The organism is Moorena sp. SIOASIH (genome assembly GCF_010671925.1).
In the GTDB taxonomy this organism is placed as follows: Bacteria; Cyanobacteriota; Cyanobacteriia; order Cyanobacteriales; family Coleofasciculaceae; genus Moorena.
Genome location: NZ_JAAHIH010000004.1, coordinates 1,008,982 through 1,021,988, shown reverse-complemented (window position 1 = coordinate 1,021,988; position 13,007 = coordinate 1,008,982). Strand labels below are relative to the sequence as shown.

The 13,007-nt window shown below is 44.4% G+C and carries 10 protein-coding genes and 1 tRNA gene; 4 read left to right on the top strand and 7 right to left on the bottom strand.

Annotated features, from left to right (window positions below; translation table 11 throughout):
• The first annotated feature begins 1,014 nt into the window (after window positions 1–1,014).
• On the top strand, window positions 1,015–1,680 hold the full coding sequence (locus F6J90_RS25790; protein WP_293099976.1) for a hypothetical protein: 666 nt from the start codon (window positions 1,015–1,017) through the stop codon (window positions 1,678–1,680).
• Between the two features lie 400 nt (window positions 1,681–2,080).
• Here F6J90_RS25790 and pyk read toward each other — a convergent pair whose 3' ends face one another.
• Window positions 2,081–3,862, bottom strand: coding sequence for a pyruvate kinase (gene pyk / locus F6J90_RS25785; protein ID WP_293099973.1), 1,782 nt, complete (start codon window positions 3,860–3,862; stop codon window positions 2,081–2,083).
• Between the two features lie 511 nt (window positions 3,863–4,373).
• Window positions 4,374–5,750, bottom strand: a complete 1,377-nt coding sequence (locus F6J90_RS25780; RefSeq protein WP_293099970.1) for a sorbosone dehydrogenase family protein — start codon at window positions 5,748–5,750, stop codon at window positions 4,374–4,376.
• An 82-nt stretch (window positions 5,751–5,832) separates the two neighbouring features.
• On the opposite strand from F6J90_RS25780, the gene F6J90_RS25775 reads away from it, so the two are divergent.
• Together F6J90_RS25775 and F6J90_RS25770 are read left to right on the top strand one after the other, a co-directional pair.
• Window positions 5,833–6,090, top strand: coding sequence for a hypothetical protein (locus F6J90_RS25775; RefSeq protein ID WP_293099967.1), 258 nt, complete (start codon window positions 5,833–5,835; stop codon window positions 6,088–6,090).
• A 258-nt stretch (window positions 6,091–6,348) separates the two neighbouring features.
• Window positions 6,349–6,495 (top strand): chlorophyll a/b-binding protein, encoded by a 147-nt coding sequence (locus F6J90_RS25770; protein WP_287249872.1) that lies wholly within the window; start codon window positions 6,349–6,351, stop codon window positions 6,493–6,495.
• Here the strand turns inward: F6J90_RS25770 and F6J90_RS25765 are convergent.
• The 4 genes from F6J90_RS25765 to F6J90_RS25750 all read right to left on the bottom strand — a co-directional run bounded on the left by F6J90_RS25765 (window position 6,481) and on the right by F6J90_RS25750 (window position 11,228).
• Window positions 6,481–7,722 carry a transposase gene (locus F6J90_RS25765; protein WP_293099960.1) on the bottom strand — a complete coding sequence of 414 codons (1,242 nt, stop codon included), beginning with the start codon at window positions 7,720–7,722 and terminating at the stop codon, window positions 6,481–6,483. The two genes, F6J90_RS25770 and F6J90_RS25765, sit on opposite strands and share 15 nt — an antisense overlap.
• An 887-nt stretch (window positions 7,723–8,609) precedes the next feature.
• Window positions 8,610–10,151: a bifunctional phosphoribosylaminoimidazolecarboxamide formyltransferase/IMP cyclohydrolase gene (purH, locus tag F6J90_RS25760; RefSeq protein WP_293099957.1), complete on the bottom strand. Its 1,542-nt coding sequence runs from the start codon at window positions 10,149–10,151 to the stop codon at window positions 8,610–8,612.
• Between the two features lie 293 nt (window positions 10,152–10,444).
• Window positions 10,445–10,570 carry a photosystem I reaction center subunit IX gene (gene psaJ, locus F6J90_RS25755; RefSeq protein WP_070394080.1) on the bottom strand — a complete coding sequence of 42 codons (126 nt, stop codon included), beginning with the start codon at window positions 10,568–10,570 and terminating at the stop codon, window positions 10,445–10,447.
• Window positions 10,571–10,733: 163 nt separating this feature from the next.
• Complete coding sequence (locus tag F6J90_RS25750; protein ID WP_293099954.1) at window positions 10,734–11,228, bottom strand: Photosystem I reaction center subunit III; 495 nt, start codon at window positions 11,226–11,228, stop codon at window positions 10,734–10,736.
• A 151-nt stretch (window positions 11,229–11,379) separates the two neighbouring features.
• Here F6J90_RS25750 and tsaD point away from each other — a divergent pair, with 151 nt between their 5' ends.
• Window positions 11,380–12,441: a tRNA (adenosine(37)-N6)-threonylcarbamoyltransferase complex transferase subunit TsaD gene (gene tsaD / locus F6J90_RS25745; RefSeq protein ID WP_293099952.1), complete on the top strand. Its 1,062-nt coding sequence runs from the start codon at window positions 11,380–11,382 to the stop codon at window positions 12,439–12,441.
• A gap of 396 nt (window positions 12,442–12,837) precedes the next feature.
• Here tsaD and F6J90_RS25740 read toward each other — a convergent pair.
• A tRNA-Pro gene (locus F6J90_RS25740) sits at window positions 12,838–12,911 on the bottom strand.
• Between the last annotated feature and the right edge of the window lie 96 nt (window positions 12,912–13,007).

Here is a 13,007-nt window from a genome sequence, read left to right as displayed (position 1 = left end):
GCCATCGCGCCGACAGTATCGGTATGAATACTTAATACAGTAGTTATACCAATTCTTATATACCAATTCTTAGTGCTCACACGACTACACATTCATTGGATCTGACTATCTGACCATCTGACCATCTGACTATCTGACCATCTGAGCATCTGTAGTCCTACTTTGAAGAATTGGTACTATATCATGTCAGGATAATGACCCTTAATAAAAATCTCCCCTATCTCCCCATCTTCCCATCTCCCCACACCTCCCACCCTCCCCCTCATAAGGGTAGGTTTTTTACAAAGACGTCAGGTGTAGGCTGACCGGGTGTGGGGTGACCGGGTGTGGGGTGTGGATAAATATACCTAATTTGTCGTTAAAAATCATCATTGTCTTGATGCAAAGCGCGAGTGGGGGAAACCAAGGCAGTCGCTCATGGCGCATGGGTCTGTGTGGGTCACCTGCGTCCGCACCGCTGTTTGCCTCGTGGGAACCCCCCCATGAAGGCGCTGCTCAGATGAAACCTTGAACAGGGTCGCCTTATTACAAAAGATTTAACCCTTTTATGCATAACCGAGCACCCATAAAGGCGACCCTGTTCTACGGTAACTTCAAACTCCCCAAGACCGCGCTGCATCGCTTCTTCAAGTGCGACCCGTGGCGAATTTAATAATTAGATGCGGAAAGCGTACCTAAGTTGTTTTCCTTTTTCTCTGATGAGGTTAAGTCCCATGTTTGACCCAAATGTAAAAAACCTACCCCTGTGAGCCACGCTCTCCTTAATTATGGGTATTCAACCAGACTTGATATTAGTTGATGGGCTAACTAACCAATCCCTACTAAAAGGGCAGCAGTAAAAAATTTTTGTTTGATCAAGAAAAGCTTTTCAAAATACACGACTTCGGGGAAATTCCTCGTAAGATCAGTTTTAGAATGAGTTAGCTCAGTTAGCTCAATTATGTATTTACACGGTTGTCGTGCTAGGTCACGTTGATGCTAAAAGTGATGTAATCACTTGACAAGGAAGGTCTCATGAATTCAAGTATCAGTTTTTGGTTATTCAGCTGGTTTTTATTGGCAATTTATGATTATCAACCCAAAAACAAGACTATCAAAGATAGCCATCAAATCCAAAATTTATTAATTTATTGGTTTTTTTTTATTTTCAATAACTATGAAGCCATTGAACAAGATCTAAATTTTGCTAATGATAAAATCAAGTGGCTGGACTATGAACTTAAAGAAAGTCATCAGCAAATCATCGGGATAATCAATAAGTTTATTGTAGTTAATAACTCCTTAAGGAGGTTGCATAAAAAAAATGTCTCACTGCAAGAGAGGGTTGAACAGCTGGAGCTGGAAAAGCAGGCTTTTCTTGAAGAGCTTGATGGCGGAGTAGAAACTTCAAATTGGGATTATCAAGCCTGGGAGTTGATGGTACAGAAAACCAAAGGAATAATTGTGGAGCTAAACCAAGTCAAGACGGAAGTTAAATCACTCCTAAGACAAAACAAACAATTGGCATGGGATAAAGCATGCTTAGAAAGGCAACTTGAGTTGGAGAGGGCTGAAAATCAATGCCTGACTATGGAAAAACAACAACTAAAGCAGCAAAAAAGTATCTTGGCAGGGAAACTGAGACAGAAGCATCTTGAAACTCAATCCCTACTCACTGAAATCGAAGCACTAAAGATGTAAAAACCAAGATGTGTTGATGATAAATTTTGATCACTCTACAAGCTTAAAGCAGGACAGTGACGGTCATGAGTAATATCGTGTCCGGTTGACTACTTATCATTCTGGGGTTTTAGTTAATTGAAAATTTAAAATTGAAAATGGTCAATCAACAATTAACAATTAACAATTAACAATTAACAAGTTATGAGCATAGGATCAACCATTTTATAAGTGATTAACCGGACTTAATCTTACCAATTACTAATTTCTAAATATTGACTCTACCAGGTTAAGTTAGTAGCCGAATAGTACCACAACACATTTGATAGTTAAGTGACCCTTTAGCATACACAGAAAAACCAGGCAATAGCCAAGACAAAATACACAATGGTGATGGGTATAGGTGATGGGTATAATTTATTCAAGTCATTAGCACCCCGTCAGTGGGGCTAGCCCCAAGGGTACCAGAATAAACTAAACCCCGCTGTGTGTCCAGAGTCAAAATTGCCCCATCCCGAATCAATTGGGTCGCATTCTTCACCCCCACAATTACTGGCACACCCAAGCGTAAGCCAATCACTGCTGCATGGCTAGTTATACTATCTTCCTCAGTGATAATTCCTGCTGCCTTGCGAATAACTTCCACAAATTTGGCATTGGTTGAAGGAGCCACTAGGATTTCTCCGTGGTTGAAGTTAGGTAAATCACCATCAGTGTCAGTCACCCGAGCAACACCACTTACTGATCCCTGACCAATACCAACTCCCTGACCCAAAACTGCTTTGACTAGCTCTACTTTAATTAAGTCTGTTGATCCAGCCACACCTTGGATTGTCCCCGCCGTCATCACGACCAAATCTCGTTCTGTTAGGAGCTGTTTTTCCTGAGCCACGCTGATTGCGGCTTGGAAGGTCTGACCAGTTGAGGGTAAATCCAGGACTAACAAAGGTCTCACCCCCCAAACTAGCTGGAGTTGTCGAGCCACATCTACATGAGGTGTTACTGCTAAGATGGGAGTCTGGGGTCGGAATTTAGAGACATTCCGGGCTGTAGCACCGGTTTTGGTCAGAGTCATGATGGCTGCTGCATCTAACTGCTCCGCAATGTGACCAACTGCCTGGGATATAGCATTGGGAATGGAACGGCTGGTGTCACGAGCATGACCGATAATCTGTTCTTGCTCAATGCGCACCGCAACCCTGCCCATGGTCTTTACGGCTTCTACTGGGTATTTACCAACAGCTGTTTCGTTAGAGAGCATGACTGCATCAGTGCCATCAAGGATAGCATTAGCTACATCAGAAACTTCTGCACGAGTTGGTCGGGGTGAGTGAACCATACTGTCCAACATTTGAGTGGCAGTGATGACTGGGATTCCCCGTCGATTGGCTGAGGCAATCAGTCGCTTTTGTAATATTGGTACATCCTCTGCTGGCAGTTCTACCCCTAAGTCACCCCGAGCAACCATCACCCCATCGCACAGGGAGATAATTGCTTCCATTTGCTCAATGGCTTCATGCTTTTCAATTTTCGCAACGACGGGTACCTGCTTGCCAGCACTGTTAATCAGTTCTTTGATTTCTAATATGTCCTGAGGATTACGAACAAAGGACAGTGCGACCCAATCTACACCCTGATCCAAACCAAACATTAAATCTCGTCGGTCTTTATCGGTTAGAGCTTTGATGGATAGGTAGACACCAGGGAAGTTAACTCCCTTGTTATTTGAGAGGGGTCCACCGACGGTAACGGTACAGTGCAAGGCTCGTTGCTCTCGGTCTACCTCATCTACCCGCATCTCAACTTTGCCATCGTCTAATAGGATGGTGGCTCCCGCAGGCACTTCGTCCGCTAGGGGTTCGTAGGTAACTGAACTGATTTCTTGTTTACCAACCATCGATTTGCTGGTTAAAGTGAAGCGATCGCCATTGTTGACAACAATGGAACCGTTTTCAAACCGCCCCAAGCGAATTTTCGGTCCTTGCAAGTCTTGGAGGATCGCCACAGGCTGATTGAGTTCAAAGGCCGTCTGGCGAATCAGGCGAATATTGCGCTGATGGTCTTGGTGGGTGCCATGGGAAAAGTTAAGTCGTAAAGTGGTGGCACCAGCTTGAATTAGTGCCTTGAGAACATCTGGGCTATTGCTCGCAGGGCCAATTGTGGCAACAATCTTTGTCCGACGTAGGGAATTTGGCGATTGCATAAACGTCAAAGGGATTAGGTGGGTTTCCCGAACAACACCTTAGCATGGCACATTATTGTTATTTGTTTGATATTAAGTTTTCCTCAATATCTTTACAAATACTTCTAATTAGTCATTACTCATTAGTCATTAGTACCAAGCCAGGTTTAACAAAAATCGGTAAACATTCCCTAATCTACACTAAGTGCGGTTAGTGGGGGATGAATTTCCAGTCAAAAAATTTTTGTCGTAATCAAGTCGTAATAAATAAGATATTCTTAAAAGAATTAGACTTAAGCAAAGTCACGCTCGCCCGAAAACCAAGGGTCAAAGTAAATCATAAATCAGTCTGGCTCAGGCCAACTGCTGCCTGGGTTCAGCTTTTGTAGAGACATCCATCTTGGTTGTAATAGCTGATCAAGGTTCATTTGAGCCAGAGACTGTGTCTTAACCCTGTCGTAAGGGTGCATTGAGGCAACAGGTAACTAGACAGGAAGCTCCGACTACACCCTTGGGGTTAGTCGAGGGTACTTCACGGGTTAGTATTGCGGTATTGGATCCGGTAAATTCGGTTGTTGGCTTCTTCTGTGACTAGCAGACTGCCATCTTTTAGTACCAGCAACCCAACTGGACGTCCCCAGGTGGTTGGTCCTGAGGAATCGATCAGAAAACCGGTCAGAAAATCTTCATAGTAGCCTAATGGTCGTCTATCAGTTTTGAAGGGAACAAAGACAACCTTGTAACCGGTGCCTCGGTTACGATTCCAAGAACCACGAAACGCTACAAAGGCACCGTTACGATACTTTGCTGGAAAGGTCTGTCCATCATAAAATTGCAATCCTAGTGCTGCTGAGTGCGCTTGGAACAAGACATCGGGAGTTCGGGTTTGGGCAACCAGTTCAGGTTTGATGCTTTGACCATTGCGGGTTTGACGGGGATCGATGAGATGGGGGGCTAAATAGGCATAGGGCCAACCATAGAATTCCCCTTGGCGAATGCGGGTGAAGTAATCAGGAACTAGGTCATCTCCGATCAGATCTCGTTCATTGACGGTAGTGTAAAGTTCACCAGTAATTGGGTGAAAGTCGAGACCGACAGGATTACGTAAGCCATAGGCAAAGGTCTGTTGGTTTGAGCCGTCCAGGTTCATCACCTGTACCGATGCTCGGGGTAGGGGTTCCCTATCGACATTAGACCGTGAACCAATAGAGACGTAGATTTTGTTGAGGTTGGGAGATACTACTACATTGCGTGTCCAATGCTGGTTGTAGCCACCGCCAGGGAGGTCAGCAATTTTTTGACCTTTGCCAGCGAGTTGCTCTTGACCTTTAGTGTAGGGAAACCGGAGTACAGCATTAGTGTTGCCCAAGAAGAAGTATTGATCAGCAAACGCCATGCCAAAGGGAATATTTAACCCATTACTAGCACTAGCAAAGGTTTTTTTGAGATCAGCAACTCCATCACCATTGCGATCGCGCAATAAACGAATACGATTTGCCCGAGTTTCTGTGACCAAGATATCCCCAGTGGGAGTAAGTGCTAGCCAGCGGGGACGGTCTAACCCATCAGCAAATACGTTAACTTGGAAACCCGCTGGTACTTTTAGGCTTGGGTTAGATGGTACTGCTACCACATTTGGAGGTCGAGAGGCGCTAGTAGTAGCAAAGGGTTGCGGTAAATCATTCAGGGTAATTTGAATCGGTTGGGGTGTCAGGGGTTTCGTATCTATTAGGGTTTTTGTCGGTAAACCATTTGTTTGTGTAGGTGCCTGAGCAATTTGGGGAGATTCCTCAGACGAGGACTTTTGTACAATCGGTGCAGCAGGTGCTTGAGTTGAGGTGCTGGTTGAAGCACAGGCTACTACCGTAGTCATCAGCAGTTGCAGGATCAGGAAACGTGGGGAGTTCATGGTCAGCAGCACAGGGTGATATTGGGATTTATCTTAACTGACCAAGTAGCAATCAAAGGTATTAGTTGATTGCGGTTGCAGGTTGAAGGTTAGTCGGTTGAAGGTTAGTCGGTTGAAGGTTAGTCGGTTGAAGGTTAGTCGGTTGAAGGTTAGTCGGTGTTGCCGGTTGCTGCTTAGAACCTTGGCCAAAAGGCCACGCGATCGCGTTCAACCCACCCTACACCGAACGCCACAAGCTAACAACCGGTTAACCTTGGCCAAAAGGCCACGCGATCGCGTTCAACCATCAAGAACCTTCAACCTTGGCCAAAAGGCCACGCGATCGCGTTCAACCGGTTAACCTTCAACCTTCAAGCTGTTAACCTTCAAGCTGTTAACCTTCAACCGGTTAACCTTCAACCGGTTAACCTTGGCCAAAAGGCCACGCGATCGCGTTCAACCCTATCTCCCTATAGCCTCCAGTTATCCGTACTTCAGGCAAAGCTTATCCTTATTTACCATATTTTGGTTATAAAAATATAAATAAATGTTGCAAATATTTCCAAAATAGGTTAAGTTGTATTACAGAAGCTAACAAAACCCTAGGAGATCTATAACAATGACTCAAGAGCAAGAATCTAAGTTCGGTTTCACCAACTTTGCTGAAACTTGGAATGGCCGTTTGGCAATGCTTGGTTTCGCCATTGGCTTGGCTACTGAGTTGCTTACTGGTAACGGAATTCTGGAACAACTAGGTCTGATTTGACACTCCCCGCTCGCTTTGTGACGGGGATTCTTGGTTCAACGAGGCAACTTGCTTTGACAGGTTTTCACCAGCCAAAGTATAGGTCGCCTCTCCCCAAGCGTTTGGGTCGTCTAAGACCAAAGTTCCGGTGTGCCCCACCGTACTTAAGGCTCTTTCTAAGATATTAATTGCAGCGTTATGATCTCTATCTAGCGAACAACCGCATTGACAAATATGGGTTCTCGTTGATAGAGACTTCTTGACTGTTTCGCTACAATTAGAACAATTTTGGCTGGTATAGGCAGGGTTAACCGCAACAGTTACCCTGCCAAACTTAGTACCAAAATATTCTGTCCATTTCCGGAATTGATACCAACCTGCGTCATTAATAGACTTGGCAAGACAGTGGTTTTTAACCATATTCTTAACCCTTAAATCTTCATAGGCTACCAGGTCGTTTGACCGGACTACGCAACGTGCGAGTCTCTTCGCATGTTCTTCACGTTGCCTACTTATTTTAAGGTGTGTCTTGCCTAGTTTATTAATCGCTTCCTTACGGTTGGCAGAGCCTTTATTTTTCCGGGAAACCCGACGTTGATAAAACTTTAAACGCTTTTCTCCCCTGCGGTAAAATCTAGGATTAGGTTCAGTATTGCCATTGGAGTCAGTGTAAAAATCCTTTAGTCCAACATCTAAGCCAATAGTGGTACCTGTTGCTGGAACAGACTCATTGATATCGATCTGAATGCAAAACTGGACATAGTAACCATCGGCTCGACGGACTATCCTGACCCTCTTGATTAGCTTGATTTCGAAACACCACAAATCCCATGTCCCCTTGAGTTTGAGTTTCCCGATCCCTTTTTTGTCACTAAAAATAATAGACTTTTTGTCTGGGCATAATTTCCAACCTGTGGTCTTGTATTCTACTGAATGACAATGTTTTTTGAATCGTGGAAATCCCTTCTTACCAGGAACTTTTTTCTTGCAGTTATCGTAAAACCGAGCGATTGATGACCATGCTCGTTCAGCACTTGCTTGGCGAGCCATAGAGTTCAATTCATTGGCAAACAGGAACTCTTTAGCTAAAACAGCGCAATATTTACTAAGATCGGATTTGCCAACGCCTTTATTGTCCATCCAATATCGAATACAGCTATTGCGAACAAACTTGGCTGTTCTAATCGCCTCGTCTATTGCTAAATATTGCTTTTGTTTGCCATATGCCTTGAACTCTAAAACAATCATTGGTATCGACCTTTTATTACCTACTTTATTCTACAACACTCATGGTAAGATTCCGGAAGTCTAAAAAATATTTTTATCACGGCTAAAAGCGCGCTACTAACCTTCATATCCGCTTTAAAAAGACGGGGCTTTCGGTTTATTGATTTCCTCGTAATCGACCATAAGCAATTGAGCGCACACCATGGGCCCCTAAAGTTGATTGGTATTCTACTCAATATCGCAAGCGCTATACCTGCATTTCTCACAAAGATTGCGATCGCAGTCGCTGAAAGCCTTACAAAATCTAGGGTTTACCCCGATTGAAGCTCAGCAAAAAAAACGACAGTGTGTTTTTCTTGACTGAAGTTCCCCTTTGACAAAAAGGCACAACCTATGCATGGTAAGGGATTTCCGATTTTATGGGAGTCACTTATATCAGGTTCGGATAATTAGTTATAAAAAACCATTACCCTTGAAACCTTACTCCTTTACTTCTGCCTTCTGCCTTCTGCCTTCTGCCTTGCTTTCGGCGCTTAGTATAAGTATTCAACCGGACATGATATTACTGGGTACAAACAGGGAAAAATTCAACAAATCCAAAGCTTTTTGTTGGACTTGTGTCCTTGGAGTCTCAATGGTGCAGACCAGTAACCGAAAGATTCATGCTCGGTTGGGGCGCGTGGCTACGGTCAGAGAGAAGACGATCGAGGCTGATGCACAAACGGCTACTTTGAACCGGTCTTAGCCAAGTGTTCTTCCCACTTACGAATCGTTAGTAACTGGAACAAATGCACTGCTGGATTCAGCTCAATGATGGGTGCATTGAAATGCGCCTCATATCCCTGTTGCTCTCACAACGAGGACACTTTTCTCGTGACAACCTGTGGTCTGTACACACCTGTAAATAACTAATGTAAAAAGTGGCGCATACCGGTGATTACCATTACTAATCCCAGTTCATCTGCTGCCTGAATCGAGTCTTGATCTCGTAAACTACCACCCGGTTGCACAATTGCCTCAATCCCTGCTTTAGCAGCTGTCCGCACTGAGTCATCGAAGGGGAAGAATCCATCACTAGCAAGGATAGCGTTTTTGCTATTTTCCCCAGCCTGTTCTAAGGCTATATTGACTGCACCTACCCGATTCATTTGACCGGCACCCACACCTAAGGTTGTGCGATCGCGTGTCACGACAATGGCATTAGATTTAACATGCTTACACACCTTCCAAGCAAATAATAATTCTGCCATTTGGTCAGGAGTAGGTTGCTTTTGGCTTACCACTTGCCAATTCTCAGGATTATCCATGGCATCATCCGCAGCTTGTACCAGAAACCCCCCTGCAATAGCTTTCACGGTTTGCTTTGCTCCGGTCTGTAAGTCTGGTAATAGCAACACCCTTAGCTTCGACTTAGCACTGAGAATTTCTTGAGCTTCTGGTTCACAGCCTGGTGCGACTACACATTCTAAGAAAGTTTTCTTTAACGCAACAGCTGTAGCAGCATCAATGGGTTGATTTAATGCCACAATTCCACCGAAGGCAGAAATAGAGTCAGCATTGAATGCTTTCTGATAGGCTTGCGAGAGGGTTTCTGCCAAGGCTACCCCACAAGGATTGGTGTGCTTGAGAATTGCTGCGGCTGGAGTGTCAGTAAATTCGTTAATGATCCGCCGTGCAGCTTCTAAATCCACCAGGTTGTTGTAACTGAGTTCCTTACCCTGAAGTTTAGTGGCTGCAGCCCAACCTGTGGGAACCGTTCCGGTTTGATACCACGATGCCGGTTGATGGGGATTCTCGCCATAGCGTAGAGATTGGCGCTGTTGTCCAGACAAGGTAAATCGTTTTGGTAGGGACACTCGATCTTCGTACCCGATCAGGTAGGATGCGATCGCATGGTCATAGGCAGCGGTATGACCAAAAACCTCTATAGCGCAAGCCTGACGGAATTCGATTGATGGTTGATTTCCATTCTGGCGCAACTCCTGTAAGTAATCCTGATACTGACTGGGATTACACAGCACTGTCAAGTGAGCATAGTTTTTCGCAGCTGCCCTCAGCAGTGTTGGACCACCGATATCGATAGTTTCAATTGCTTCTGCTAAACTCACGTCCGGTTTAGCAACAGTCTCTTCAAATGGATAGAGATTCACCACCACCAAATCAATGGGACGAATCTGGTTTGTCTCCATTTCTGCCACATCTTCGGGCAAATCTCGCCTTCCCAAAATTCCGCCATGAATTCTTGGATGTAGGGTTTTCACCCTGCCACCCAAAATTTCTGGAAAGCCAGTGTAATCAGACACTTTCGTTACCGGCAAACCTTCTGATTGCAAGGCTTTAGCCGTTCCGCCACTGCTGATTAAATCAAATTCAAATTCTTCTACTAGCTGACGGGCAAAGTCGATTAGTCCAGTTTTGTCAGATACACTCAGCAGTGCCAGATTTGCCATTTCAAACAATTTTACAAAAAGTCAACCGAATTCTGAATTATCAATTCAGAATGCAGAATTATTAGTTGCTAAATTCAGGATTCAGCAACTTAATAATTCAGAAATAGTTCAGAAATATTCCACCTTACTTCTGGATTATGGATTCTGCACTCTGAATTATTTTTGTCAAATTATCAAGAGGTTTTTTAGGGGAAATTTAAATAATTCAGCGAACTAGGGTAGGAGCTGTCAATTAATTAGCTTACCTACCAATCCGGAATGAATTATTTAATTCCTTTCCCCATTCTTCCTAATTACAACGGATGGAAAAGTAGATCAGGGAAAAAGCGGTTAAATTCAATCAAAATTCCAGCCGTAATGGTCATCCAAACAGCCAACAACACTGGTGCTAGGGACAAATACTTGACTAAATCCTGCATGGAACATTCTCCTAAAATCGATAACTATCTCAAGACATCTTGGCACATCAAGATAATGCCCTGTCTATAAAAGCGCGAAAATTTGATTAGCGAGAACGGCAGTAGTTTTTAGCTAACTTTTCAGTGCTAAAAGCGTTCCCGCCAGCGAGTCTAAGTATGATTGCTAGCGTGGTGAGACAGTAATCTCATCATCTTTCGCAAACATTTCACCAGTGGTGATTTCTTTGAATGCTAACAAAGGCCATGAGGCAGCCATTAGCATTTTACTAAATGCCAAGGGCACATCAATGATGACTTCTTTTTCTTCTGGGTTCTTACCCTTTTGAATCGCTTGTAGATAGCTGCGACCTGCCCAGCCAATCCAGCCAGTGATATAGAGGAAGAGTAAGCTAGGAATGAGGAAGTCACCCATATGGGAGAAACGACCATCCACAATCAAGTGAGGATATCCCTCATCACCACAAAGTGCTTGAGAATACCGCTCAAATCGGTTCGCACCGGAATTGGGGTCAGCTGTAGTGTTTACGAACTCAGCCTTCCGGGCTTGAAATGCAGCAGACTCACTACAAGGGGTGAGATGATCCAAAGAAGCAGAGGCTGGGCTGATGGCGCAAAACCACACAGAGACGGCAAAAATTAAAGCTAACAATCGTCGCATAGAAAGTGTCTCCTTTTGTTAAGAAACAAAAAGTTTTTTGTACAAACCAAAAGATCAAATTATTTGTACACTCAGGCAATCTTACTCTGAGCCGTGTATCTAGTAAAGTTTAATTAACTAAAAGTAGTGTTTCAATAAAGGTCATTGGTGAATGGCTTGTGTTTTAGCAATAGAAACCAGTTGTGATGAAACAGCTGTGGCGATTGTTAAAAATCGTAAATGTTGTAGCAATATCGTTACTTCCCAAATTCCTATGCATCGGCAGTATGGGGGTGTGGTGCCAGAGGTAGCATCCCGTAGCCATCTAGAAATTATCAATAATGCGATCGCGCAAGCCCTAGAAGCAGCTCAACTGGACTGGGGCGCAATTGACGGCATTGCTGCTACCTGCGCTCCCGGCTTAGTGGGCTCTCTACTAGTGGGGGTCACAGCTGCCAAAACTCTGGCCATTGTCCACAACAAGCCCTTTGTAGGTGTCCATCATCTAGAAGGTCATATTTACGCCACCTATCTCAGTGAGCCAGAACTAGAACCACCATTTTTGAGTCTATTGGTGTCTGGTGGTCACACTAGCTTAATTTATGTCAAAACCTGTGGTAGCTATGAGATACTGGGCGCAACCCGTGATGATGCTGCCGGTGAAGCCTTTGATAAGGTAGCACGATTATTAAAGTTAGGCTATCCCGGAGGACCAGCTATAGATAAGTTAGCACGAGAGGGAAACCCCAAAGCTTTTCCCTTGCCAGAGGGTAAGATTTCCCTTGCTAGTGGTGGTTATCATCCCTATGACTCCAGTTTTAGCGGCTTGAAGACAGCGGTGCTACGGTTGGTGCAAAAATTCGAGCAGGAACACTCAGAAATTCCAGTGACCGACATTGCTGCCAGCTTTCAGGAAACCGTAGTGCGATCGCTTACCAAGCGTACCATTGCTTGTGCTCTCGACTATGGTCTGGACACGATTGTGGTTGGGGGTGGGGTGGCTGCCAATAGTGGATTGAGACAACAGTTGCAAGCTGCAGCAACTGAGCATAATTTGCGAGTTATTTTCCCTCCCCTGAAGTTTTGTACCGATAATGCCGCAATGATTGGCTGTGCCGCAACTGACCATTTAAATCGAGGACATACTTCCCCTTTAACTTTGGGGGTGCGATCGCGAATGCCTATCACTAAGGTTATGGAACTTTACTCAGAGGTTGAAGGTTTCAGAGGTTGAAGGTTTCAGAGGTTGAAGGTTTCAGAGGTTGAAGGTTTCAGAGGTTGAAGGTTTCAGAGGTTGAAGGTTTCAGAGGTTGAAGGTTTCAGAGGTTGAAGGTTTCAGAGGTTGAAGGTTTCAGAGGTTGAAGGTTTCAGAGGTTGAAGGTTTCAGAGGTTGAAGGTTTCAGAGGTTGAAGGTTTCAGAGGTTGAAGGTTTCAGAGGTTGAAGGTTGAAGGTTGAAGGTTGAAGGTTGAAGGTTTAAGGTTTAAGGTTTAAGGTTTAAGGTTGAAGAACCGGCTAACCTGTAACCGGCTAACCTGTAACCGGCTAACCTGTAACCGGCTAACCTGTAACCTGTAACCGGCTAACTTGCTAACCCTTAAACTAACCTTGAAAGTTATTGCACAAGTACAATCGGGATGACAGGATTTGAACCTGCGACCCCTTCGTCCCGAACGAAGTGCGCTACCAAACTGCGCTACATCCCGATAAAGTCATAATTTAAGATTTCATCTATTTTATCATGCCTTAGGGGCAATCCGCCCCTAGCTTGTTAGGATCAAGATTAAAGTTACGTAACTTAA